This window comes from Corynebacterium xerosis NBRC 16721 = ATCC 373, from assembly GCF_001552415.1.
In the GTDB taxonomy this organism is placed as follows: domain Bacteria; phylum Actinomycetota; class Actinomycetes; order Mycobacteriales; family Mycobacteriaceae; genus Corynebacterium; species Corynebacterium xerosis.
Map to the genome: position 1 here is coordinate 358367 of NZ_BCRD01000001.1, position 25092 is coordinate 383458.

Annotated in this window: 20 protein-coding genes, 2 tRNA genes and 1 riboswitch; of the genes, 11 read left to right on the plus strand and 11 right to left on the minus strand. The window is 69.5% G+C overall.

The genetic code is table 11. The features are described from left to right. Positions 1-34: 34 nt before the first annotated feature. Both CX1_RS12170 and CX1_RS12175 read left to right on the plus strand, forming a co-directional pair. A complete protein-coding gene (locus CX1_RS12170; protein WP_113570095.1) occupies positions 35-916 on the plus strand; it encodes a hypothetical protein in 882 nt (293 codons plus the stop codon). Between the two features lie 6 nt (positions 917-922). Continuing rightward, positions 923-1411, plus strand: a complete 489-nt coding sequence (locus CX1_RS12175; RefSeq protein WP_146780762.1) for a hypothetical protein — start codon at positions 923-925, stop codon at positions 1409-1411. A 151-nt stretch (positions 1412-1562) separates the two neighbouring features. Here the strand turns inward: CX1_RS12175 and CX1_RS01680 are convergent, their stop codons facing one another. After that, positions 1563-3680 (minus strand): TPM domain-containing protein, encoded by a 2118-nt coding sequence (locus CX1_RS01680; protein WP_082718981.1) that lies wholly within the window; start codon positions 3678-3680, stop codon positions 1563-1565. Between the two features lie 149 nt (positions 3681-3829). Here CX1_RS01680 and CX1_RS01685 point away from each other — a divergent pair, with 149 nt between their 5' ends. Further along, positions 3830-5176 (plus strand): deoxyguanosinetriphosphate triphosphohydrolase, encoded by a 1347-nt coding sequence (locus tag CX1_RS01685; RefSeq protein WP_046650439.1) that lies wholly within the window; start codon positions 3830-3832, stop codon positions 5174-5176. A gap of 85 nt (positions 5177-5261) precedes the next feature. Here the strand turns inward: CX1_RS01685 and CX1_RS01690 are convergent, their stop codons facing one another. Both CX1_RS01690 and CX1_RS01695 read right to left on the minus strand, forming a co-directional pair. Next, positions 5262-5867: a vitamin K epoxide reductase family protein gene (locus tag CX1_RS01690; RefSeq protein ID WP_046650438.1), complete on the minus strand. Its 606-nt coding sequence runs from the start codon at positions 5865-5867 to the stop codon at positions 5262-5264. A gap of 10 nt (positions 5868-5877) precedes the next feature. Then, the gene (locus tag CX1_RS01695) at positions 5878-6438 is read right to left on the minus strand and encodes a guanyl-specific ribonuclease (protein ID WP_046650437.1); all 561 of its coding nucleotides are present in this window, start codon (positions 6436-6438) and stop codon (positions 5878-5880) included. Positions 6439-6626: 188 nt separating this feature from the next. On the opposite strand from CX1_RS01695, the gene dnaG reads away from it, so the two are divergent. Continuing rightward, positions 6627-8645 (plus strand): DNA primase, encoded by a 2019-nt coding sequence (gene dnaG, locus CX1_RS01700; protein WP_060925175.1) that lies wholly within the window; start codon positions 6627-6629, stop codon positions 8643-8645. A 169-nt stretch (positions 8646-8814) separates the two neighbouring features. On the opposite strand, the gene CX1_RS01705 is transcribed toward dnaG, so the two are convergent. From CX1_RS01705 to CX1_RS01715, 3 genes are all read right to left on the minus strand, one after another. Further along, positions 8815-9486, minus strand: a complete 672-nt coding sequence (locus CX1_RS01705) for an MBL fold metallo-hydrolase (protein ID WP_046650435.1) — start codon at positions 9484-9486, stop codon at positions 8815-8817. Positions 9487-9620: 134 nt separating this feature from the next. Beyond that, positions 9621-10811, minus strand: coding sequence for an S-(hydroxymethyl)mycothiol dehydrogenase (locus CX1_RS01710; protein ID WP_082718983.1), 1191 nt, complete (start codon positions 10809-10811; stop codon positions 9621-9623). A gap of 109 nt (positions 10812-10920) precedes the next feature. Continuing rightward, the gene (locus CX1_RS01715) at positions 10921-12573 is read right to left on the minus strand and encodes a bifunctional hydroxymethylpyrimidine kinase/phosphomethylpyrimidine kinase (protein WP_082718984.1); all 1653 of its coding nucleotides are present in this window, start codon (positions 12571-12573) and stop codon (positions 10921-10923) included. Further along, a riboswitch (TPP riboswitch) is annotated at positions 12564-12661 on the minus strand. It overlaps the preceding gene by 10 nt. A gap of 254 nt (positions 12662-12915) precedes the next feature. Between CX1_RS01715 and CX1_RS01720 the strand changes: the two genes are divergently transcribed. Together CX1_RS01720 and CX1_RS01725 are read left to right on the plus strand one after the other, a co-directional pair. Beyond that, positions 12916-12987 (plus strand) — tRNA-Asn (locus CX1_RS01720). A gap of 307 nt (positions 12988-13294) precedes the next feature. Then, complete coding sequence (locus CX1_RS01725) at positions 13295-13909, plus strand: TetR/AcrR family transcriptional regulator (protein WP_113570093.1); 615 nt, start codon at positions 13295-13297, stop codon at positions 13907-13909. Between the two features lie 42 nt (positions 13910-13951). Here the strand turns inward: CX1_RS01725 and CX1_RS01730 are convergent, their stop codons facing one another. Continuing rightward, on the minus strand, positions 13952-14545 hold the full coding sequence (locus CX1_RS01730; protein ID WP_046650434.1) for a LiaF domain-containing protein: 594 nt from the start codon (positions 14543-14545) through the stop codon (positions 13952-13954). Between the two features lie 339 nt (positions 14546-14884). On the opposite strand from CX1_RS01730, the gene phoH2 reads away from it, so the two are divergent. Together phoH2 and CX1_RS01740 are read left to right on the plus strand one after the other, a co-directional pair. After that, a complete protein-coding gene (gene phoH2, locus CX1_RS01735) occupies positions 14885-16285 on the plus strand; it encodes an RNA 5'-3' helicase PhoH2 (RefSeq protein ID WP_409338810.1) in 1401 nt (466 codons plus the stop codon). 196 nt (positions 16286-16481) lie between these two features. Next, on the plus strand, positions 16482-18179 hold the full coding sequence (locus tag CX1_RS01740; RefSeq protein WP_046650433.1) for a flavin-containing monooxygenase: 1698 nt from the start codon (positions 16482-16484) through the stop codon (positions 18177-18179). On the opposite strand, the gene CX1_RS01745 is transcribed toward CX1_RS01740, so the two are convergent. Beyond that, positions 18176-18985, minus strand: coding sequence for an alpha/beta fold hydrolase (locus CX1_RS01745; protein WP_060925253.1), 810 nt, complete (start codon positions 18983-18985; stop codon positions 18176-18178). The two genes, CX1_RS01740 and CX1_RS01745, sit on opposite strands and share 4 nt — an antisense overlap. Positions 18986-19066: 81 nt before the next feature. Next, complete coding sequence (locus tag CX1_RS01750) at positions 19067-20152, minus strand: ribokinase (protein ID WP_082718987.1); 1086 nt, start codon at positions 20150-20152, stop codon at positions 19067-19069. Between the two features lie 250 nt (positions 20153-20402). Here CX1_RS01750 and CX1_RS01755 point away from each other — a divergent pair. Further along, positions 20403-20476 (plus strand) — tRNA-Ile (locus CX1_RS01755). A 68-nt stretch (positions 20477-20544) separates the two neighbouring features. Here CX1_RS01755 and CX1_RS01760 read toward each other — a convergent pair. Then, complete coding sequence (locus CX1_RS01760; RefSeq protein ID WP_082718988.1) at positions 20545-21264, minus strand: trimeric intracellular cation channel family protein; 720 nt, start codon at positions 21262-21264, stop codon at positions 20545-20547. 138 nt (positions 21265-21402) lie between these two features. Next, positions 21403-22116 (minus strand): DUF305 domain-containing protein, encoded by a 714-nt coding sequence (locus CX1_RS01765; RefSeq protein ID WP_060925176.1) that lies wholly within the window; start codon positions 22114-22116, stop codon positions 21403-21405. A gap of 560 nt (positions 22117-22676) precedes the next feature. Between CX1_RS01765 and CX1_RS01770 the strand changes: the two genes are divergently transcribed. Further along, complete coding sequence (locus CX1_RS01770; protein WP_082718989.1) at positions 22677-24200, plus strand: dicarboxylate/amino acid:cation symporter; 1524 nt, start codon at positions 22677-22679, stop codon at positions 24198-24200. Positions 24201-24209: 9 nt separating this feature from the next. Next, entirely contained in the window at positions 24210-25061 is an 852-nt protein-coding gene (locus tag CX1_RS01775) for a serine hydrolase domain-containing protein (RefSeq protein WP_046650000.1), read from the plus strand. The last annotated feature ends 31 nt before the right edge of the window (positions 25062-25092 follow it).

Genomic DNA, 25092 nt, shown 5'->3' on the forward strand with positions numbered 1-25092 from the left:
TCGACGACCGCATTCGTCAGCTAGGAGACATCGCATGAGCGACAACAACGACCGTCCGGCAGTCGACCCGGAGGGGCTTTCCGACGAGCCGACCGTGACTCCCGCGGAGGACGTCGAGGCCCCGAAGGTGCCGGAGGCGGATCCCGTGGACGGCCCGAAGCTCGCCGGCCCCGCCGATGGCGAGGAAGCTCCGCGTGTCGGCGAGTCCGCCGGTCGCGAGGAAGCTCCGCGTGTCGGCGGGTCGGCTGCCTCCGCGGCCTCCACGGACGCGGTCGCCTCCACGGATTCCACCGCCGCAGCCCCCACTCCGCAGCTGCGAGAGATCGACGAGTCGCATGCGGCGACCCTGGATGACGGCACCGTCGTCCATTGGGAGAGCTGGCGTTTGGGCGACGAGGTCAAGAACGGCGACGAGGTCCGCATCCCCGTGATCGCGGAGGGTGCCGAGGTGGCGGAGTACGTGCGCGTCGGGCCGGAGGAGGCCATCGCCACGGCGCAGGGGGCCTGGGATCTCGACGTCGTCGGTGAGGGGCGCTTGGTGGCGACTCTGCCGGATGGCCGCGTGTTCACGGCCGGCGGCAAGGACCGTTCGAAGCTGTCGCGCGCGAAGAAGATCGACGTCGATTTGGGCGGGGACCGCACCATTTTCGTGGTGTGCGAAGGCGCGCAGAATTACGTCATCGAGGATGAGCGCGGCGGCAAGCTCGGCCAGTTCACGGGCGCCAATCGCGGCGTCCGCACCGCGGAGATCCAGTACGACACGGATGCCGGCCGGGCCCTGCCAGATGAGGAGAAGATTTTCCTCAGCTGGGTCGCCCGCCGCGTCCTCGAGTACCGGATGATCAGCTCGACCTGGATTCTGACCATTTGCCTGCTGCTGCTCATCGCCTACCTCGTGTGGGTGTGGGTGTCGTAGGCGATCATGGTGCGCGACGCACGGCCCGGTGGTGTTCCGGGGGAGGGTCACGGCCCGATCCCCGGTGATGCCGCCGGGCCGTGGCGCGTTTCGGGGGAGCCTTCTTCGGGGGGTGGTTCGCTTTACGACGCCGCCGGTTCCCCGTTGGCCGTCGGTTGGCGGGTCACGCCGGGTGGGCTGACGGGGCGGTCGTTCACGGTGTCGTCGCCGGATGCGTGGTGGCGGGTGCGTGCGGTCGGGTTGACCGTCGCGCACATGGTGATCTCGGGTCCCGGTGGCGAGTTGAGCTTGAATCGGCGGGACGGTGAGCGGGGGCGCGATGTCGTCGCGGTCGACGAGCGGCGGTTGGTGGCGCGGACGAAGTTGAGTCGCGGCCGCGTCGTCGTGGAGATCGTTGGGGGCGGTCCCGATGCCGCCGGGGTGGATCCGGAGTTGTTGGCGGCGGCGTCGTTCGCGTGCGCCCACCTGGACGGTCCGGCGCGCTTGCTGGGGTAGGCGCCCGGTTGTTCTTGATGGGGCACGTGCGGGGCCCGCCCTGATGGGGGCCGGGTCTCCGCCCGGCCTGATGCAGTGGGCCGGGTCTCCGCCCGGCCTGATGCAGTGGGCCGGGCCTGGCTCGGTCTAATGCGGTTGCGGCGCCAGCCCGTCAGAAGCTCGCGGAACCTCCGGAGCCGCCGCCGAAGCCGCCGCCACCTCCGAAGCCCCCGCCGCCACCGAAGCCGCCGCCGAAGCCTCCGCCTCCGTTCATCATGCTGCCGAGGACCATGCCGGCGATCATGGCGCCGGAGTTGCCGCCGCCGCGGTGCTGATTCATGCGTTGGCGGTGGCGGTTGATGTCGTCGCGTGCGGCCTTGGCGGCCTGGCGTCCGAGCTGGGCGGCGGTGCGGGCTTCCTGGATGCCGCGGCGCGGGTGGCGTGCGGCGTCATCGCCGGGGTCGCCGGCGATGCCCTCGGCGATGGCCAGGTGCCGTTCGGCTTCGGCGAGGCGGGTGCGCGCGGTGGAGCCGACGATGCTGCGCCGGGTGCCGATGATGTCCCGGGCGCCGGTGATCTGGGCGCGGGCGTCGTGAAGCGTGTTGTGGAGGGTGTGCATGGTGCGGGCGAAGGCGTTCGCCGCGTCGCGGGCTTCTTCGAGTTCTTCGTCGAGTTCGGCGTCGGCATCGGTCAACGCGGTCCACGCTCCGAGCGGGTCGGTGGAGCCCTTCGTTTCTGCGACGCCCAGGGCGCTGCGCCCGGATTCGACGGCCTTGGCCAGGCCATCGCGGTCGACGTTGGCGGCGTCGGGTGCGGCGAGGAGGTTGGTGGCTTCGTCGATTTCGCCGCGGACTTCGGCGATCAGCGCCTGCAGTCCGGCGACGGCTTGGGCGATGTTGTCGTCGGCGTGCTCGATGCCTTCGACGAGCTTCTCGGCCTGGTCCAGCGCGAGGTCGGTGGCGCGCAGCGCGTCGATGAGGCCGCCTTGTTCGCCGGCGGGCTTGGCCAGCAGGCCGCGGGCGGTGTCGGCGGAGCGCTCGGCCATGTTGACGTGTTCGGTGGCCATGTCGATGTTGTCGCTGATCGACGCGAGGGTGTCCTCGTCGTAGCGGGCGCGCAGGCCGTCGAGGGTGGTGGCCGCCTTGGGGATGCGGGTGCGCAGGTCGATGGCTCGCTGCATCAGGTGGTCGAGGGCGTCGGGGGCGTTGAGCAGCTGCGCGCGCATTTCGCCGTAGCGGGCGACTTCGGCGTCGAGGCGGTCGTCGGCGGTGCCGCAGGTGGAGATGATCTCCAGCAGCATGGCGCGGCGTTCGGCCTCGGGCAGGGTCGCGCCGTCGTCGATGCGCTGGCGCAGTTCGAAGGCGCGGTTGAGGGTGCGCTGCGAGTTCACCAGTGCCGTGGCCAGGTCGCGGACGCGGGCGTCGCCGAATTCGGCGCGGGCCAGGTCGAGTTCGGTGGTGGCCAGGCGGATGGACTCGTCGGTGGAGACGAGTTCTTCGCTGGCGAGGGTGTCCAGGGCGTCGGTGGACAGGCGGTCGTGGGAGGCCACGTCGTCGGGCCGCAGCGTCTTGCCCTCCTCGATTTCGGAGGCGACGCGCTTCTTGCGGTTGCGGCGCGACCACGCCCAGGCGCCGCCGCCGATGGCCGCGGCACCGGCGGCGCCCGCGCCGAGGACCCCGAGACCGTCTGCGGCGGTGGGGGCGGTTGCTTCGTCGATGGCGGCGACGGCTGCGCCGGCCCAGTCGTCGGTGCCCAGTGCGGGCACGGCGGCGTTGGCCAGGTCCTGGCCGGAGGCGTGGGCGTCGCGGCCGGCGTAGCCGCCGACGTTGCGGTCGCCGACGGCCACGGCGAACACGGCGAGGTTCGGGGTGCCGCCGAGTGCCTGCCAGGTTTGCTGGGCCCACTGGTCGGCGGACGTGCCGTCGAAGGAGTTCACGTAGATGATGCGCATCACGGTGCCCTGGTCCTGCTGGAGTTGGGCGGCGCGTTCGTTGATGGATGCTTCCTGGCCGTCGGTGAGCACGTCGGCGGCGTCCCAGATCCGGCCGTCGAAGCGCTGGGGCGCTTCGGCGCGTGCGGCGGGCGGGCCGAACGATGGGGTCGCGGACCCGAAGGGGCCCGGCGCCGATGCGAGCAGCATGCCGGCCACCGGCCCGGACAGTGCGACGAGTGCACCGGCTCCGAGGGCTGCGGAGATGCGGGGCACGGGGCCGCGTGCTTGACGACGTCCCGGCACCGTTGCTCGTTCGGCGTGCTGGAAGTGGCGGCGGCTGTGATCGTGCTCGGTCATGCCCCGAGGATACGTGGGCGCCGTGGGCCCGGCGGGTCGCACCGGGGGAATGTGCCGCGGGCCCGGCGGGCCGCACCGGGGAAATGCGCTGCGGCCGGATTACAGCGCGCCTAACTGCGGCGTATTCGAGTCGGCGGCATGATGGGTTGGTGGCCGCACGTTTCCGTTATTCAGCTTCCGATCTCGATCGCATCCTCGTGGAGGGCGCGAAATTGTCCCTGCTGCCGGGGGCGGAGACCGTGGAGGCGCACCGGACGGCGTTTTCCCGGGATCGCGCCCGCGTCCTGCATTCGGCGGCGTTGCGCAGGTTGGCGGACAAGACGCAGGTGGTCGGGCCCCACGATGGCGATACGCCGCGCACGCGGCTGACCCATTCGCTGGAGGTGGCGCAGATCGCCCGGGGCATCGCATCGGATCTCGGCGCCGACGAGGATCTCGCGGAGTTGGCCGGGCTCACCCACGACATCGGGCATCCGCCGTACGGGCACAACGGCGAACGGGCGCTCGACGAGATCGCCGCCGAGTGCGGCGGTTTCGAGGGCAATGCACAGACGCTGCGGATCCTCGCGCGGCTGGAGCCGAAGACCCTCGACGGCACCGGCAACCCGTGTGGCCTGAACCTGACGCGCGCGGCCCTCGACGCGGCGTGCAAGTACCCGTGGACCCCGATTGCGCCGGATGGCACGAAGCGGACGAAGTACGGCGCGTACCAGGAGGACGCTCCGATCCTCGACTGGATCCGGGCGGGCGCCCCGTATGGGCGGCAGTGCCTCGAGGCGCAGATCATGGACTGGTCCGACGACGTCGCCTATTCCGTCCACGACGTCGAGGACGGCATCGTCTCCGGCCGCATCGACCTCGGCGTGCTGTGGGACACCGTGGAGTTGGCGGCGCTGGCGGACAAGGGGGCCCTCGCGTTCGGCGGCGATCCGGCGGAGCTGGTGGAGGCCGCCGGACGGCTGGCCAGCTTGCCCGTGGTCTCCGCCGCGGCGTCCTACGACGGTTCGCTGCAGTCCATGGTGGCGCTGAAACGGATGACGTCGGAGCTGGTCGGCCGTTTCGTCACCGCGTCGGTCGCAGGTACCAGGAGCGCTGCGCGGGCCTCGTGGGCGTCGTCGAGCGACGCCGAAGGGATCTTCGGCCCGAAGCAGCCCATCGACCGGGCCCTGGGGCGCTATGAGGCGGATCTGGCCGTGCCTGCGGGGATCTTGGCGGAGGTGACAATGCTGAAGACCATCGCCGTGCTCTACGTCATGGACCTGCCCCGCCACATCCGCCGGCAGGATCGGGAGCGCGACCGGCTGTTCCGCGTCGCCGAATACTTGAAGGAGGGCGCGCCCGGGGCCCTGGATCCGGTGTACCGCTGGATGTACGACCAGGCGGAGTCGGATGCCGCGAGGCTGCGGGTCATCGTCGATCAGATCGCGTCGATGACGGAGTCGCGGGTGGAGCGGCTCGACCGGCAGATCGCGGGTGTATCGGCGGCTTGGGGGTAGTGGCCGCCCGTCGCTGGTGGCCGCCTGGGGGTAGTGGCCGCGCGGGGGGCGGGCCGTTTCACGGGCCGGGCGAGTGGGTGCCGGTCTAGAAGAAGAACCCGAACTCGATGATGATCAGCGCGGCGATCAAGACCACGACCGCGATGAGGATCGGGAACCGCAGCATGTTCAGCGTCGCGTGCACCCGAGCCAGGCCGGAGCCGGGGGATCGGTCGGCGGCGTCTCCCATGAAACGCAGGAACGCGAACCAGAACATGGTGATGGTCACGGCCCACACGACCATGCAGTAGATGCACAGGGCGTGGATGCTGTACACCGCGTGGTAGGCCAGCCACAGGCAGAAGATGGAAGCGAGCCCGAGGCCGATGACGAAGGCCGTGCGGAACCAGCGCGGCAGAGCCGCGCCGGTGAGCATGAGCACGCCGATGGCCATGACCACCGAGAAACCGGAAATGCCCAGCAGTGGGTTGGGGATGCCGAAGGCGGCGGCCTGCTCGCTGATCATCACCGAGCCGCAGGTGAAGGACTCCCCGAACGTGCAGGACGGGACGTAGGAAGAATCCTCGGCCAGCTCGAACTTTTCGACGGTCAGCGTCATCGACGCGATCAGACCGATGAAGGCTCCGATGGCGTACAGCCATGCCAGGGGCTTGGGCGTGGTCAGGCTGGGGTGCGCGGTGGTGGACTCCATATCCCGGATATTAGTCCTCGGCATCGGGGATCGCGCAGAAGGACTCGTAGTGGTCGTCGGTGTAGTACCAGACGTCCGGGTCTTCCTCGGTGCCGCCGCCGACGACGATGCGCCGGGCGCCGCGGTGGTCGAGACCGGGGGTTTCCACGGTGTATTCGCGGTAGTAGCTGCCGCGCTGCTTCGGCAGGATGCCTTCGTAGTTGCCGAAGTGCTTGCCGTCGTGGGCGGAGTACAGGTGGTCCTGGTCGGTGAGGATCCGGTCGATGACGTCGTCGGCCTGCGGCGGCAGGGTGTCGACGGGGCACGTGCCCTCGCCGACGGAGGTTTCGCCACCATCGCGGTGATCGCCGGGCTCACCGCCGTCCCGGTTCGCCGTGGGCCGTGCGTCGGTGGCCGTCGCGGTGGCGTTGCCGCCATTGTCTCCACTATTGCCGCCGCTGCCGTTGCCATCGCCGCCGGCACCCCCGGCGCCGCCATCGCCCCCGAGGTCGATGCCCAGCCACGCGCCGGCGAGCGCCAGCACGAGGGCGCCGCCCGCCGCGAGGATCCCCTTGCCCTTCTTCCCGTCCATTCCCGCCCGTTCGTCCTTTTCCTAGTAGTTTCCGTCCGATTTCGGTGTCCCGGTCAGTTTCGCATGTGCGGCGGCGTCGCAAAGCAATCGGTGCCACGGCCCGCCCGGCTGGATCGCGCGCCCTGCCGGCCCCGTGGAGTGGCCCGCCCGCCCAGGTGGCACGGAGGGCGCGCGGCTAAGGTGGTGCCATGGCAAGAGGACGCATCCCCGACAGCGACATCGCGGCGATCCGCGAACGTACGCCGATCGAGGAGATCGTCGCGGAGTACGTCCAGCTCAAGCCGGGTGGCGCGGATTCGATGAAGGGGCTGTCGCCGTTCAAGGACGAGCGCACGCCCAGCTTCCACGTGCGGCCCAATCACGGTTACTACCACTGCTTTTCGACGGGCAAGGGCGGGGACGTCTTCAGCTTCCTCATGGAGATGGAGCACCTGACGTTCCCCGAGGCCGTGGAGGCGTGCGCCGAGAAGATCGGTTACCGCATCAATTACGAGGGCGGCGGCACCGGCCGGCGGGAGGAGCCGGGCACGCGCCAGCGGCTCATCGCCGCCAACCGTGAGGCGCAGAAGTTCTACGCCATGCAGCTGGGCAAGCCCGATGCGGAGACGGCGCGGACGTTCCTCACCGACCGCGGGTTCACCATGGAGCAGGCCAAGCAGTTCGGCTGCGGGTATGCGCCGGCCGGTTGGGACACGTTGACCAAGCACCTGCAGCGGCTGGGCTTTTCCTTCGACGAGCTGGAGAAGGCGGGCCTGGCGCGGATGGGGCGCAAGGGGCCGATGGACCGATTCCACCGGCGGCTGCTGTGGCCGATCCGCAACATCAGCGGCGACGTCATCGGTTTCGGTGCGAGGAAGCTTTTCGACGACGACAACCTGGGCAAGTACATGAACACGCCCGAGACGATGCTCTACAAGAAGTCGAAGGTGCTGTTCGGCCTGGATCATGCGAAGAAGTCGATTGCGGAGGGCCACCGCGCGGTCATCGTCGAGGGCTACACCGACGTCATGGCCATGCACGCCGCCGGCGTGACCACCGCCGTCGCGGCGTGCGGCACCGCCTTCGGCGAGGAGCACCTGCAGATGCTGCGGCGGCTGATGCTCGACGACAGTTTCTTCCGCGGCGAGCTGATCTACACCTTCGACGGCGACGAGGCCGGGCAGAAGGCGGCGATGCGCGCGTTCGAGGGGGAGCAGCAGTTCACCGGCCAGAGTTACGTCGCCGTCGCCCCCGATGGCATGGACCCGTGCGACCTGCGCCTGGAAAAGGGCGATGCGTCGGTGCGGGATCTGGTGGCCCAGCGCACCCCACTCGTGGAGTTCGTGCTGCGGACCCTGTTGTCCGACTACGACATGACCACGCCCAACGGCCGCGTCGAGGGCCTGCGGCGCGTGGTGCCGGTGCTGGGCAAGATCCGCGACACCGCGCTGCGCGACGAGTACGCCCGCGAGGTCGCCGGCTGGGTCGGCTGGAACGACGAGGCCGAGTTCGTCCGCCGCGTGCGCGACGAGGCCCGCAATCCGTCGCAGGACGACGGTCCCCGCAGGCGGCCGATCCGCAAGCGCGACGAGGACGACGCGGCCGGGCCGGGGGCGCCCGGCTTCGGCGGTGGCGCCGGTGGCGCCGGTGGTGCGAATGGTGCCGGTGGTTCCGGGGGCCCCGGTGGTTCCGCCGGCCGTGCGCCGGGTGGGGCGCCCGCGCGGCCGATGCTGCCGTACCCCGATGCCCGCGACCCGGAGCTGCACGTCCAGCGCGAGGCGATGAAGCTCGCGATTCAGGAGCCCGTCATCACCGGGCCCGTGTTCGACGCGTTGTCGCCGGATACGTTTTCGCATCCGACGTATCGGGCGCTTTTCGACGCCACCCAGGAAGCGGGAGGGGTGGCGTCGCACAGCGGCGGCGCCGAATGGGTCACCGCGCTGCTGGGGAAGATCGACGATGCCGTGGGCCGCGCCCTGGTCACCGAGCTGGGAGTGGAGGAGATCCGCGTCGATCCGGAGATGCTGCGCGCCTACTCGTCGTCCGTGTTGGCCCGCCTGCAGGAAGTGTGGGTCGGCGGGCAGGTGGCGCAGGTCAAGTCGATGCTCGCGCGCATGCGGCCCTCCGACGACGAGGCCGGGTACCGGCAGCTGTTCGCCGACCTGCTCGCCCTCGAGGACTACCGCCGGGAACTGCTGGCGGAGGCGCTCAAGGTGCAGGTGGACTAAGGGGCCGGTGGCATGAAGGGGCAGTTGGATTAAAAACGCCGGGGGCATGAAGGCGCAGGTGGATTGAGGGCCGGGAGAACCGGGGCACTCTCCCCGGGGCTCGCGGCACGGCGGCCGTCCGCCGATCAGGGTTCGAGCCGATCGGCGGCCGTCGTAAAGCAACAGCGGGTCAGTGCCCTCTGCGGATCCATTCCTCCAGGTGCGGAGCCTCACGGCCGATGGTGGTGTGGTCACCGTGGCCGGTGCGCACGATCGTTTCCTCCGGCAGCGTCAGCAGGTTGTCGCGGATGGAATCGATGATGGTGTCGAAGTCCGAGTACGACCGGCCCGTCGCGCCGGGCCCGCCCGAGAACAGGGTGTCGCCGGAGAACAGCTCGCCGGCCTCGGGCACGTAGAGGCAGCAGGAGCCGGGCGAGTGGCCCGGGGTGTTGACCACCACGACCTCCGTGCCCGCGACCTCGATCTTCTGGCCGTGCTTCAGGGTGTCGTGGCCGAGATCTCCCCACGTCTGCTCCCACAGCATCTGGTCGCCGGGGTGGACGAGGATCGGTGCGTCGAGTTTCTCCGACAGCTCCGGGGCGACGGTGATGTGGTCGTTGTGCGCGTGGGTGCACACGATGGCCTTCACGCGGCGGCCGGCGACGGCGTCGATGATCGGGGCGGCCGAGTGCGCCGCGTCGACGACGATGACTTCGTTCTCGTCGCCGAAGACCCAGATGTTGTTGTCGACGTCCCATTCACCGCCGTCGAGGGCGAACGTGCCGGACGTGACCACGTGGTCGATGATCAGGTCGCCCTGCTTGCGGATGCGGCCGGCGGCGTCGTGCGAATCGGAGCTCATGGTTGCTCTCTCCCGTGATTGAAGGGGGCGGATGATGAAAGGACGTGCAAGGGGTGCGCTCGCCGACCCGGGGTCGGCGGGCGTCGTAAAGCGAAGGCGCTCCCCGGAAAGCGCCCGGGGCAGCAGCGCGGCGGCTACAGCGTGACGACGGAGCGCAGCACTTTGCCGGCCTTCATCGTGTCGAAGGCCTCCTCGACGTCGCCGAGGCCGATGCGCTCGGTGACGAAGTCGCCCAGGGGCAGGCGGCCGTTGAGCGAGAGGTCGACGAGCATGGGGAAGTCTCGCTCGGGCAGGCAGTCGCCGTACCAGCTGGACTTCAGGGAGCCGCCGCGGCCGAAGACGTCGAGAAGCGGGAGGTCCAGCTTCATCGTCGGCGACGGTACTCCGACGAGCACCACGCGGCCGGCGAGGTCGCGGGCGTAGAAGGCCTGGACGTAGGTCTCGGGGCGGCCGACGGCGTCGATGACGACGTCTGCGCCGAAACCGCCGGTCAGTTCGTGGATGCGCTTGACGACGGGATCGTCCTCGCCGGTGGCGCCGGGGGCGTCGGCGGCGAGGTCCTTCGAATTGATGGTCTCGGTGGCGCCGAATTCGCGGGCGGTGGCGAGCTTGTCGTCGGAGATGTCGACGGCGATGATCGTCGTCGCGCCAGCCAGCTTCGCGCCGGCGATGGCGGCGGTGCCGACGCCGCCGCAGCCGATGACGGCCACGGTCTCGCCGCGCTTGACGTCGCCGGTGTTGATCGCCGCGCCGATGCCGGCCATGACGCCGCAGCCGAGGAGGCCCGCGACGGCCGGATCGGCCTCCGGGTCGACCTTGGTGCACTGGCCCTCGTGGACCAGCGTCGCGTCGGAGAATGCGCCGATGCCCAGCGCCGGCGTCAGCTCGGTGCCGTCGGTGAGCGTCATGGGCTTGGAGGCGTTGTGCGTGGCGAAGCAGTACTTCGGCTCGCCCTTCTTGCATGCGCGGCACTCGCCGCACACCGCGCGCCAGTTGAGCACGACGAAGTCGCCGACCTCGACGTGGGTGACGTCCTCGCCGATTTCGGAGACGACGCCGGCGGCTTCGTGGCCGAGGAGGAACGGGTAGTCGTCGTTGATGTCGCCGTCGCGGTACGCGAGGTCCGTGTGGCAGACGCCGCAGGCCTGGATGTCCACGATGACGTCGTTGGCGCCGGGTGCGGGGATGACGATGTCGGTCATCTCCACCGGCTCGCCCTTGCCGCGGGCGATGATGCCGCGGACGGTGCGGTGGGCGTCCGTCGGCGCAGAGGCGCCCGCATCGGCGGGGCGGGAGGTGGTCGGGGTGTCGTCGGTGTTCGTCATGCACACCAGCCTAGGGAGATCCGCGGGCCGCGTCAGCCGCGTGGCCCGGTCTGCCCGAAACTGCGTCACCCGCACGGCGGGTCGGCATCGCGTGGCCCGGCGCTCCCCGTCAGCCGCGCATGGGTGCGGCGAAGAACTCCACCTCGTGCCACGAAGACAGTCGGAACGCACGGTCCATGGCGGCGCGCTCGGTCGTCGTCGCCGTGGTGGCGTAGGTCGAGCAGATGTCGATGGCGCGGTTGGTGTCCTCGTCGAAGGATTCGTCGGCGTAGGTGTCCAGCCAGCGGGAGTACGGATGGGAACCGTGGTTGCGGGCGACCAGGCGGTGGCCGATGTCGCGGTAGAGCCAGAAGCACGGGAGCACGGCGGCGATCAGTTCGCCGTAGGAGCCGCGGGCGGCGGTGGCCACGAGGTGGTCGACGTAGGCGCGGGTGACCGGTGACGCCTCCACGGCACCCTCATCGACGCTGCCTGCGTCGTCGCCGATGAAGCCGCGGTGCAGCTCCATCTCCCCGGCGATGGCTCCGTGGGCGGCGTAGGACCAGAACATCTGCTCCTCCTGCGTCGGCGCGAGCGCGGAGGCCGCGGCCAGTGCCCGGGCGTAGCCGTTGAGGTACAGCGCGTCCTGAGCGAGGTAGTCGCGGAACACTTCCTCCGGCAGCGAACCCGAGCCGAGGCCCTTGATGAAGTCCAGGTCGTCGATGGCGTCGCGCAGATCTGCGATGGACTCCCACCACTGATCGGCGATGGTCGCGGCGTCGGGCGCCAGGCCGCGCTCCCACAGCTGGGCGAAGTGGTGGACGGGGCCGTTGCCTTCACCGACTTCGAGCTCGTCGGCGTGCCGCAGCGCGGAGGTCATCCATGCCTTGGCCACCCCGACCGACCGCACGGGGTCGCCGGTGCGCGGCCACAGGGCGGCGATCGCGGCCGAAAGCGAGCAGCCGGTGCCGTGGGTGTTGCGGGTGCCCACGCGAGGGCCGGTGAACCGTTCGGCCGATCCGTCGGGGCGCACGAGGGCGTCGATGACTTCGCCCTCGATGAGGTGCCCGCCCTTTGCCAGCACCAGCACGTCGTATTCGGCGGCGACGATGCGCGCCTGGTCCAGGGCCTCGCCGGGGATCGTGGCCGGGGCGGTGCCCGCGAGCACGGCCAACTCCGGGATGTTGGGGGTGACCAGGTCGACGTGGCGCAGCAGCCCACGCAGCGCGTCCTCGGCCTCCTCCTTGAGCAGCCGGTCGCCGGAGGTGGCCACCATCACCGGGTCGAGCACGACGATGGGGGAGGGCGTGCCGTCGAGGAACTCGTCGTCGGCGGTGGGCGCATCCTGGGCGGCGATTCCGGCCGCCGCGTCCCCGGCCGCATCCGCTGCGGCCGTGTTACCGCTGCGCAGTCCCTCGAGCCAATCGGTGACTTCGGCGATGATCGGAGCGTCGAAAAGCATGCCGATCTTGATCGCGTCGATGGCGACGTCGTCGGAAACCGCGTCCAACTGCGAGCGGAGGAATTCCACGGGCGGCACGTGGACGTCACGGACGCCCCGAGTGTTCTGGCTGACCAGTGCGGTGACCACGCCCATGCCGTAGGCGCCGTGCGCGGAGAACGCCTTCAGGTCGGCCTGCAGTCCGGCGCCGCCGGTGGGGTCGGTGCCGGCGATGGACAGCACCCGCGGGATTCGCCCGTCCCGGCCGGCGCCGCATGTGACGCAGCCTCCGGTCCAGTCCTGGGGGAACTGCGAGTATGCAGGAACGTGGGCGGTGCCCATGGCAACATCCTTCCGCCGGCATCAACCGGATCAAGTTCGGCGGGTGTGATCTCAGCCCGGATCCTGCCGGGCACCCCGTGTCGGGGGTCAGGTTAGCAAAGCCGCCGGATGGGCTTCGCCCCGTGCTTGGCCCCGTGCTTCGCCCCCTGCTTTCGAGCCGGCTTCGCCCCGTGCTTGGCGACGTCCCGGGTGGGGTCGTCCGGCGTGCGATTCCGGGCCATGGGGTGGGCGTCCGGAGCCAGGCGGACACTGTGTCGATTTTTGGGATGACCTGGTGATTTGGCGTCCATATCGGTTCTGGGTAGAGTAATGATCCGTCGCACGGGGACGTGCTTCGGATATTCCTCCATAGCTCAATGGCAGAGCATTCGACTGTTAATCGAAGGGTTGCTGGTTCGAGTCCAGCTGGAGGAGCCGCACGAGGCGGGCCCGGGAAAATTTTCCCGGGCCCGCCTTTTTCGTGTCCGGCCGGCCGCCGCATGGATGGTTCGGTGGGGAGCGGCCATTGTTGATTGGGGCGGGCAATTTATTGTCGCGCTTCGGGGTGGGGTTTCGGATGTGGTTGACTTTGACGGCAATTGGTCCGGGATTATTGTTGATTGCGTAGTATGTCCGTGAGATATGAGGGCGAATCGGTGCGCTTGAGGCTGATTTGCGGTTTCGAAGATGAGTGCGCGTAATGGGCCCCTTCCTTCGTTGCGAATGAGGGAGGCGGGCCGGATTGGGAGCTGAATTGACGTCGCGTGTCCCGGCCATCGAAAGGCGGGCGAGCCTGGTTCGGGCGGCGCTCGATATCGCCCTGGAAGAGGGGGTGGCCGCCGTCACCACCAGGAGCGTGTGCGCCCGCGCCAACGCTCACTTGGGTGTTTTCCATTATTGCTTCTCCGGCAAGGGCGAACTCCTCGATTTGATGTACGGTGAGACCGTTTCCATGCTCCTGGGGAAATTCGAAGAGGAGAATGTCGACACCGTCTCGGACTTTCTCCGTGTCGTCCTGAAGCTTCTGGTGGACGAGTGGGAACATGTGTACATCCTCAATGAACTTGTCATTTTCTCCTCGCGTGTAAAGCAGGAGGGAGATCAGGGAATGGCGGCGCTCCGGTACTTCGAGGCGTTCATCGAGGGGACGGAGTTTCAACTCGAGCGCTGCGCGGAACGCGGTGGCTTCCGGTGGGCTCCGAATGTGCGGACGTCGGCGCGCATCATCGTTCACTCCTTGTTCGGCGTCGCAACGGCGCGCATCATCGGTGCGGAGCTCGATGCCGGATCCTTCGAGTTCGAGGAGACCATGAACACGTACCTGTCGATGCTGGAGGCGCTCCAGGTCCCCAACTGAGTCATCCGGCCTCTGGCTCGGGGCCCTGCCGCCGGTGGCGGCTCAGCGATCCCTGACCTTGATGTCGCCGAACACGAGAACGCCGTCGAGAATCACGGTCAGGCCGTTCGCCGGGGCGGTCGACGACGTCTTGATGCTCACCTCCCCCAGAATCGAGGTCGTGCGATCGACGACGATGGTGCCCGGCGGGACGATGACGGTCGCGTCGGAGAAAGCGGACTGGAAATCCAACTCGATTCGGGCCGCAGGCCAGTTGGCCTCCCGCAGATCGAGTTTCACGTCGCCAAAAATGCCCCACCACGTCGTCGTCGCCTGCGGTGCCCACCGCCCGGTGAACGTCTTGTCGGAGAAGATCGCCGGCGTGCCGGACTGCCGGTCATCATCCGGGGTGGGCCCCACCAGTTCCTTTCCCGGCGCAGCCCCGTCGGCCGGACGCGGCCGGTACGGGTCGGGGTTGCGGTAGGGGTTCGCGGACTGGGCCGGTGGCCCCGGCGACGGGGAGCGCCCCGTTTCGGGCGCCCGGGCAGACTCGAGGCGTTCGAGGCGGCCGGCGACGGCGTCGAGTTCCGTCGAATCATCATCGTGGCCGGCGTCCCACACCCGACCGCACAGGGAGTCGTACTCGTCGATGGTCATTTCCCCGCGCCCGACCGCGACTTCGAGTCGGGCTTGAAGGCTCTCGCGACGACCGGGGCTCGGGGTGGAATGTGTCATGGGGCCAAATTACCCGCTTCCGAGTGCCCCCGGCGACATTCGGAGGTGACGGCGGTCGAAGCGTCGTAAAGCACCTGTGCTGGGCAAACGACCGGGCGCCGGATAGTTAACGCGCTGTTCATCTTCCACCAATGTGATTTCCACCTCGCGTCCTTACCCTGGCGCTCGTCCGGCAGGGGGAAGCTGCCGGACGGAACAGGAGCCACGTTGCGTACCACGACCGCGACCACTGACCGAACCCCTCTGATCCGGGATGGGGAGGTGGTGGACGCGGGCGCGACGACGCGCGGCGGCACCATCGCTTCAGCCCGGCCCTCCGACGGGACCGCCGACCACCGGCGCCGGGACACCGCATTGCGCACCTACGTGCTGGACACGTCGGTGCTGCTGTCCGACCCGCATGCGCTGCGGAAATTCGCCGAGCACTCCGTTGTGCTGCCGCTGGTGGTGATCAACGAGCTGGAGGCCAAGCGGCACCACCCCGAACTGGGTTGGTTCGCCCGCACGGCGCTGCGCCAGCTGGAGGATCTGCGCCACCGGCACGAACGCCTGGACCTGCCGGTGCCCGCCAACGAAGACGGCGGCACCCTGCAGGTCGAGCTGAATCACACGGACCCGTCGGTGCTGCCGGCGGGTTTTCGCAATGACGCCAACGATCACCGCATCCTGGCCTGTGCCCTGAACTTCCGGGCGGAGGGCCACGACACGGTGCTGGTGACCAAGGACATTCCGCTGCGCGTGAAGGCCGGTGCGGTGGGGCTGCCCGCCGACGAGTACCACGCGCAGGATGTGGTGGTCACCGGTTACACGGGGCTGGCGGAGGTGGGCGCGGCGTCGGAGGACATCGACGCGCTGTTCCGCAATGGCTTCGTGCAGCTTCGCGACGACGCCGCCACCGCCGACGGCGTGCCCGCCCGGGAGCTGCCGGTGCATTGCGGGGTGCAGCTGACCGCAGGCACGCAGTCGGCGCTGGGCCGAATTCTGCCGGGTGGCGGTGTGCGGCTGGTGCGCGGCGACCTGGAGGCCTTCGGTCTGCGGGGCCGTTCGGCGGAGCAGCGCATCGCGCTGGATCTGCTTCTCGACGACGAGGTGGGCATCGTCTCGCTGGGCGGGCGCGCCGGCACCGGGAAGTCCGCGCTGGCGTTGTGCGCCGGCCTGGAGGCGGTGATGGAGCATGGCAGGCACCGCAAGATCGTGGTGTTCCGCCCGCTCTACGCCGTTGGCGGCCAGAACCTGGGGTACTTGCCCGGGTCGGAGAGCGAGAAGATGAACCCCTGGGCGCAGGCGGTGTACGACACGTTGGAGGGGCTGGTCAGCCCGAACGTCATGGAGGAGATCCAGGCGCGCGGGATGCTGGAGGTGCTGCCGTTGACGCACATCCGCGGGCGCAGCCTGCACGACAGCTACGTCATCGTCGACGAGGCGCAGTCGCTGGAGCGCAACGTGCTGCTCACGGTGCTGTCGCGCCTGGGGGCGAACTCGCGGGTGGTGCTCACCCATGACGTCGCGCAGCGGGACAATCTGCGGGTCGGGCGCCACGACGGCGTGGCGGCGATCATCGAGAAGCTCAAGGACAACGATCTTTTCGGCCATGTGACGCTGCAGCGGTCGGAGCGGTCGCGCATCGCGGAGCTGGTGACCAACCTGCTCGAGGAGGAATAGGGAGGGACCCGCCGCCGCCCCGGCCTCCCGCGCGGGACCGCCGCCGCCTCGGCCTCCTCCTGCCGACACCTGCCGGGCGGGCGGTCACCGCATTCGGCCCCTGTCTTCGCGGGGGCCGTTTCCACATTCGGGGCATTTGGCAACCGGTCGCAGAAAACGCCCCCACCGCCGCTCGACGGGGGCTATCGTTCGGGCCATGAACCATTCCGTGAAGGAAACCGACATCCTGATCATCGGCGCGGGCTTCTCCGGCCTCGCCACCGGAACCAACCTGCTGCGCGAGGGCATCGAGGATTTCCGGATCATCGACCGCGGCCACGAGGTCGGCGGGACCTGGCGCGACAACACCTACCCGGGTGCGGCATGCGATGTGCCCAGCCACCTGTACTCCCTGTCGTTCGCGCAGGACTTCGACTGGTCGCGCAGCTTCGGCACGCAGCCGGAGATCGCCGACTACCAGCGCAGCGTCGCGGTGGAGGAGGGCCTGTACCCGCACATCGATTTCCGCACGGAGATGGTCGATGCCCGCTGGGACGATGCCGCGGGCCGCTGGCTGGTGACCACGCGCCAGCTTCCGCATCAGGTCGACGCCGGTGACGCCGTCACCGGGGTGGCGACGTCCGGGGAGAACGTGGACAAGGTCTTCGGGAAGGGCTCCGCCGCTGGTGCCGCCGGTGCCTCCGGAGCGAACGGCGCCGCCGGCGCTGATGGAGCCACTGGGCCTGATGGAGCCACTGGAGCCAATGGCACCGCCCCGGAGACCACCACGTGGTCGGTGCGCGAACTGGTGCTCGGCGTCGGCGCATTGTGCGAGCCGCGCCTGCCGGACATCGAGGGCATCGGGGAATTCGAGGGCAAGATCTTCCACTCCGCGCGGTGGGACCACGACGCGGACCTGCGCGGAAAGCGCGTTGCGGTGATCGGCACGGGCGCCTCGGCGATCCAGATCGTCCCGAAGATCGCGCCGTTCGTCGGCCACCTGGACGTCTACCAGCGCACGGCGCCGTTCGTGATCCCGCGCCTGGACCGCGCCTACTTCGGGTGGGAGCGTGCCGCGCTGCGCAACGTGCCCGGCCTGCGGAAGGTGGTTCGCGGGCAGGACTGGTTCTTCCGCGAGATGCAGATTCCCGGCCTGACCAGGAACGAGCACCTCATGGCGCCGATCAAGGCGGCCGCGCTGGGCATGCTGCGGGTGCAGGTCCGCGACCGCGAGCTGCGGGAGAAGCTGACCCCGAAGTTCACCATCGGCTGCAAGCGCATGCTGATCTCGAACACGTACTTCCCGGCGATCGCCCGCGACAACGTCGACCTGGTCACCGATCCGATCCAGCGGGTCAACGCTCATTCGATCACCACCGCCGACGGCACCGAGCGCCCCATCGACGTCCTGATCGTGTGCACCGGCTTCCACGTCACCGATTCGCCGACGTTCGAGCTGGTTCACGGCCGCGAGGGCGAGTCGCTGTCGCAGATGTGGGGGCGCGAGGGCATGAGCGCGCACAAGGGCACGACCATCCACGGTTTCCCCAACCTGTCGGTGCTGATGGGCCCGGCTACGGGTCTGGGACATTCGTCGATGATCTACATGATCGAGTCCCAGGTGAATTACTTCATGGACATGCTCAAGACCAAGCGCCGCCATGGCGCCGACGTCGCCGAGGTGTCCGCGCGGGCCCAGGGCGAGTGGAACGACTGGATCCGCGACCGGTTGCCGGAGACCGTGTGGGTCACCGGCTGTGGCTCCTGGTACCTCGACGAGCACGGCAACGCCCCTGCGGTGTGGCCCAGCTGGACCTGGAAGTTCCGCGCGAAGACGAAGAAGTTCGACGCTTCGTCGTATGACCTTCGCGTGGCCAAGCCGGCCCCGGCGGTCGAGGCGGCGGGCGCCCGCTAGGCCCCGGCGCTGCGGCGGATGCAGTCGGCGATGGTGGGGCCGTCGTCGACCATCGGCACGTGGCCGAGCCCCGGCAGCAGGTGCAGCGGCACGTCCGGCAGCACCTCGAAGTGGCGCTTCCAACCGCGCATGAGCGTCAGGTCGGTGGTGCCCCAGAAAACCGTCTGGGGCGCGCCGGCGACGTCGGGGGAGTAGTCGAAACTGGCCTTCAGGCCGTGGTCGATGACCTTGTTGCCCAGCATGTTCTTCGCGTCACGGGCCACTGCGTCGGGGGCCAGTCGCCACGGCTTCGACGAGAACATGCCGAACATCGCCGTGCGGCCCACCGCCGTCTTCGCCATCAGAGGCAGCACCGGCTTCAACGCCCGGCCGACGCCGCGCAGCGCCAGGAACTGCGCCACCGTCCGGCGCTGGTCCCACGGGCCGTGGAAGAATCCCGCCGGATTGAAGGCGGTCGCCGACGCCGCGTGCCCGCGCCGGGCCAGTTCCAACGCCAGATATCCGCCCAGCGAATTGCCCGCCACATGGGGCGTTTCGCCGTCGACGGACACGAGGCGCAGGAATTCGGCGAGTTCGTCGATCATGCGCTCGCCGACTTCGTCGTCAAGCGAATCGGGATCCGGCGTCTCGCCGTGGCCCGGCAGATCGATGGCCACCACGCGGAAGTGATCGACGAGACCGGGCAACACGTCGTCCCAGGCGTGGCGCGAATGGCAGATCCCGTGGATGAGCACCAGCGTGGGGCCCGAACCGTGGATGGAATGGGCGATGGTCGACGGTGCCGCAGTGTCGTTGTCGTTCGTCATGGGCACCAGGCTATTGCAGGTGAAACGACCTCGCGGGAGTTCCGGCGGATCCGGGCGACTTCGCCGCCCGCGGCCCGCCGCCTATTCGCCCTTGTTGGTCTCGGCCAGGCGGCGGCGCTGCGGGAAGTCCGGTGCGGCGACGGTGGCCTCGAGCGTCGCCTGGTCGGCGTAGGACGCCGTCGCACCCAGCGACCGGACGGCCAGCGAACCTGCGGCGGTGCCCAGCGCGACGGCCCGTTCGGCGCTGCCGCCGCGGGCGAGCTCGGCGGCGATGGTGCCGGCGAACGCGTCACCGGCACCCGTGGTGTCCACGATTTCCTCGGCCGGGACGGTCAGCGATGGCTGGTGCCACACGATGCCGTCGCCGCCGTCGACCTCGGCGCGGGCGTAGACGCAGCCCTTGTCGCCCATGGAGATGACCACCGACGGGCAGTACTGCAGCAGTGAATCGATCTGCGAGGGCAGGTCGCCGCGGCGGATTCCTTCGGCGGCGCCGAGCTTGCGCAGGATCTCCCACGCCTCGGTTTCGTTGACGATCAGCGGGTCGGCGCTGTCGATCAGCGTGGGCGTCACCACGGTCACCGGCGCGAGGTTGAGGATGAACCGCGTGCCGTGCAGGTTGGCGATCATGCCCAGCTGTTCGGTGGCCTCCGGGCGCAGCTCTCCCTGGGCCAGCAGCACGTCGGCCTCGGCGATTTCCTGGGTGAACTCGAGCGGGTCGGTGACGGTGTTGGCGCCGCGGGAGACGAAGACCATGTGGTCGCCCTCGGGGGTCATGGCGATGTACGCGGTGCCGGTGGGTTCGTCCCAGGTGGTCTGCACGGAGTGGGCGTCGACGCCGTTGGCGGACAGCTCCGCCAGCACCAGGTCCGCGGCGGGGTCTTCGCCGACGGTGCCGGCCATGACCGCGCGCACTCCGGCGTGTGCGACGGCCGACGCCTGGTTGGCTCCCTTGCCGCCGAGGGCGCGGGAGTCGTTGTCGACGATGGCGGATTCACCGGGCACCGGGAACTCCGGAACCTGGGCGAGGTGGTCCTGGTGCAGCGAGCCGCAGATGACCACGGTCGGCTCATCGGGGTCGGTGTCCGGCATGAGCCGCTCGACGGTGGCGTCGATGGGCCGGATGGTGCGGTGCGTGCCGGGGGTGGGGCGATCTTCATGCTGCATGCCCCCAACTCTGCCACGGGCGGGGAAGGGGTGCCCGCCGCGACCACCCGATTTACGGTCCGGAGGGAGCCCCGGGGTTGGGTTCCGGCGGGTGGCGGCGCGGCGCGCGCGGTTGGTTGTCGTGGGCCGGTGGTGCCGGTGGCATTGCTTGACGACGGTGATGGCACTGCCGCAGTGGCGTGCTTGCTAGATTATTGCGGTGCGGCACCGCCGCGATCGCCGAGGTGCGGCAGCGCCGCTTTTCGGGATCGCCCCTGTAGCTCAGTCGGTTAGAGCCGTGGACTCATAATCCATAGGTCGCGGGTTCGAGCCCCGCCGGGGGCACGCACGAAAAATGCCGCCCCACCTGCATTCGAGGTGGGGCGGCATTGTCGTTGAATCGGGGGAGCCCGTCAGCGGGCGGCCCCGTCGTCCCCCATGGCATCCCCGGTGCCGCCGGTGGAGTTGCGGCCGCCCCAGCGGAAGAAGCTCCACAGGCGCTGGCTGGGGTCGCGCTGGTAGTCGCGTTCCTGGTAGTCGAAGACGGGGAGGCTCCAGCTCTTCCAGATCGACAGCAGGCGGGTGATGAACGCGACCAGCACGGAGATGATGATCGTCGCCGTCTCCGACGCCCCCAGCCAGTCCAGCGCGAAATACACGATCGTGGCCAGCAGCGCGATGGAGGCGTAGAGCTCCTTCTGGAACACCAGCGGCACGCGGTCGCACAGCAGGTCGCGCAGCACGCCGCCGAAGGCGCCGGTGAGCACCGCGGCGACGACGGCGATGATGAAGCCGTGGCCCATCTCCAGTGCCACACGGATGCCGATGACGGCGAACGCGGACAGGCCGATGCCGTCGAGGACCAGGAACAGCACCCGGAAGTGCTGCATCAGGAAGGAAATGGACACCGTCAGAATCGCCGCGCCGATGATGACCAGCAGATACTGCGGGTCTTCGACCCACACCAATGGGTAGTGGCCGAGCACCAGGTCGCGGATCGTGCCCCCGCCGATTGCGGTGACGCAGGCGATGGTGGATACGCCGAAGAGGTCCATTTTCTGGCGACCGGCGGCCAGTGCGCCGGTCATTCCTTCGGCGGTGATGCCGATGACCCACAAGACATGGAGCAGCATGTCTCAACGGTAGACCATGGGCGACGAAACCCTGGCCCCGGAACACGCGCCGAGAGCACGAGCACGGCAACGCGGACTCGGGAACACGGGCCGAGAGCGCGAGACCGGCAGCGCGGACCCGGGGCCATGCCCCCGGGGTCAGGCGCCGAGGAGCTTCTTCATCTCGTCGATCTCCTTCTTCTGGGAATCGACGACGTTTTCCGCCAGCGCGCGGGTGGGCTCGTTTTCGCCGTCGCGGATGACGTCTTCCGCCATGGCCACGGCGCCTTCGTGGTGCTCGATCATGTCCTCGAGGAAGAGCCGGTCGAATTCCGGGCCCTGGGCCTCTGCGAGTTGCTGCATCGCCTCGTCGGAAAGCATGCCCTGCATGTCCTCGCCGGACTCGCCGTGGCCCTCGTGCCCGTCGTGCGGCTCGTGGACGGAGGGGGCGGTGGGATCCTCGCCCCAGGCGGCGAGACGGGCGCTCATCTGCTCGATCTCGCGGCTCTGCGCTTTGGCGATCTTCTTGCCCAGCTCGATGATGTCGGCGTTGTCGGTGCGGCCTTCGATGAGCCCGGACATGGCCACCGCCTGCTGGTGGTGGGCCATCATCATGCGGTTGAAGGAGACGTCGGCGTCGTTGTGGGGGCCAGCGTCCTCGGCCTCCGGCATCTCCGTTTCCGGCTGCGACGAGGCGGCCGCCGCGCCGGGGGAGGGCGACGTGCCGTCGGCGGCGGCGTCGGCGGATGCGGCCGTCGCGGCGGTGCCGTTGGCCGCGTCATCAGCGTCGTCGGCGGCGCAGGCGGTCATCGCGAGGGTGATGGCGGCGGTGCCGGCCAGCGCCAGGCCGCGGAGAATTCGTTTCTCGTTCATGCGTCCACTGTGCCACCAAGTGCGACTCCGGTGTGGAGCGCCTCGTCAGCGGGGTTGCGCATGCGGTCAACGGGGTCGCGTACTCGGTTCCGGATGGCGGTGCCCTGCGTCGGATGCCTGGTTCGGCGGCGCGTTCATCGACGACGTGACCGCCGTCACTGCACCGCCGACGACGTTGCCCCGCTCACCGATCGTTGACAGACCAACTTGTCTGGTTCTACGGTATCCCCCATGTCGATGATGCTCACGCAACGGCTCTGGCTGGACCAGGGCCACGTCCACGGGGACATGTGTCCGCGCCCCGTGGCATTCGCCTGACCGGATCCCCGCCGGTGCCCGCCCCTGGGCCCCTTTCCCGGATCCCCGACATCCCCTGACGTCCCCCGGATTTTTCGACGTCACCCGGCGCCACCCGAACTCGTCCGGCGCCGTCCGACGCTCCGCCGCTTTCCGCGCCGTGTGAACCACCGCGCCGGACCGGACCGTCGTAAAGCGGACGTTCCCATCCGAGACGCCGCGTTCCTCCCATCCTTTTCCCATCCCATGGAAAGGCTCTTTTCGTGAGCACAGAATCTTCCGCGGCCACTTCCGCCGCGGCCTCGAACGCGGCCGCCGACCCGGGCACCACCGGGCGCCGCCGCATTCTCCCCGCCTGGGCCACCGGTTTCGGCGCCCAGGTCATCTACGGCCTTATCATCGGCCTCATCCTCGGCTTCATCGCCCGAGGCACCGGCGAGGGCTCCGGCCTGCGCGCCGTGCTCGACTCCGTCGGCGGCGCATACGTGCAGCTGCTGAAGCTGATGGTGCCGCCGCTGGTGGTCACCGCCGTCATCACGTCGGTGGCGAACCTGCGCAAGGTCACCAACGCCGCGCGCCTGGCTGTGTCGACGCTGCTGTGGTTCGCGGCGACGTCGCTGATCTCGGTCATCGCGGGCATCCTCATCGGCTTGTGGGTCAAGCCCGGCGTCGGCGCCGGCGTCGATGCCGCGGCCGCCGAAGCCCCGTCGTCCACCGGTTCGTGGTGGGCGTTCCTGGCCGGCGTGGTGCCGGAGAACATCCTCGGCCTGGGCGTGAACCTCTCCGAGGACGGCGCCGACCCCGCATTCAACGTCCTGCAGCTGCTGGTCATCTCCATCGCGCTGGGCATCGCCGCGGTCAAGGTCGGTGCCCCGGCGGAGCCGTTCCTGCGCGGCACGGAGTCGCTGCTGCAGATCATCCAGAAGGTCCTCTGGTGGATCATCCGCCTGGCGCCGATCGGCACCGCGGCCCTGATCGGCCGTGCCGTCGCCGAGTACGGCTGGGATGCGCTCGGGTCGCTGGGCAAGTTCACCATCGCCATCTACATCGGCCTGATCGTGGTCATCGGCGTGATCTACCCGGCGGTGCTGCGCCTCAACGGCATCCCCGTCGGCGCGTTCTTCAGCCGCGTGTGGCCGGTGACGTCGCTGGGCTTCGTCACCCGCTCGTCGATGGGCGTCATGCCGGTGACGCAGCGCGTCACGGAGCGCCGCCTCGGCGTGCCCCGCGAGTACGCCTCCTTCGCCGTGCCGCTGGGCGCGACGACGAAGATGGACGGTTGCGCCGCGATTTACCCGGCCATCGCCGCCCTGTTCGTCGCGCAGTTCTACGGCCTGGAGCTGGGCATGACGGATTACCTGCTCATCGTCATCGTCTCCGTGCTGGGTTCGGCGGCCACCGCCGGCACCACCGGCGCGACGGTCATGCTCACCCTGACGCTGTCGACCCTGGGCCTGCCGCTGGAGGGCGTCGGCCTGCTGCTGGCCGTCGAGCCGATCGTCGACATGGGCCGCACCGCCGTCAACGTCACGGGCCAGGCGCTGGTTCCGGCGGTCGTCGCCAAGCGCGCCGGCATCATCGATCCGGCCGCGTTCGAGGGCGAGCCGCGTTCGCTTGACGACGACCCGGCCGATTCCGAGTCTGGCACCGTCGCCGACACCACCGGTTCCGAGTCCGCCGGTTCCACCACCGCCGTTGCGGGTTCGGCGTCGGATGCGGGTCGAGAGGCGTCGCAAAGCAATGAGTCCGGCGACCGCGGCCGGGCCGGGGTTTCCTCCTCGCGTTAGCCTGGTGGCATGACCGAGCTTTCCCGCGCCCTGTCCAGCCAGCTGGCCTCCGTCGACGAGTGGCCCGTGAAGTCCGTGTGCGCCGCCGCCCGCGGCGCCGATGGCCGGTGGGTCGTCCATGGCGACGATTCCCGCGTGTACGGCCTGGCCAGCGTGACCAAGCTGCTGTCGGCGCACGCGATGCTGGTGGCGGTGGAGGAGGGCGTGTTCGAGCTCGACGACGAGCTGGAGCCGCCCGGGGCCACCGTGCGCCATTTGCTGTCGCACGCCGGTGGCGTGGGGTTCGCCTCGCGCAAGCCGGAGAAGGCGCCGGGGGAGCGTCGGCTGTATTCCTCGGCGGGCTTCGACATCATCGCCGACCGCGTCGCCGAGGAGACCGGCATGAGCTTCCCGCAGTACCTGCGGGCGGCGACGTTCGAACCTCTGGGCATGGGCTCGTCGGTGCTGCACGGCTCTGCCGGGCACGGCGGCGAGGGGTCGGTGGGGGATCTGATGCGCTTCGCCGATGAGATCCTCGACCCGGCCGTCCTGCACCCGGATACGGTCGCCGAGGCGTTGACCGTGCAGTTCCCGGGGTTGGACGGCGTGGTGCCCGGTTATGGTTCGCAGAAGCCGGCCGATTGGGGGCTGGGTTTCGAGATCTTTTCCCGCCCCGAGTCCCGTCAGGGCCTGTGGTTCGGTGAGTCGATGCCCGGCGATGCGGCAGGCCATTTCGGCCAGGCCGGCACGTTCCTGTGGGTTCACGCGCCGACCGGCCGCGCCGCCGTGGTGCTCACCGACCGGCCCTTCGGCGATTGGGCCAAGCCCCTGTGGGCCGACTTCAACGACGAACTGTGGGGCGTCTTCGACGACGCCGAGTAGTGGCGGTTCGGCGGCCTGACGCGGGGGATTC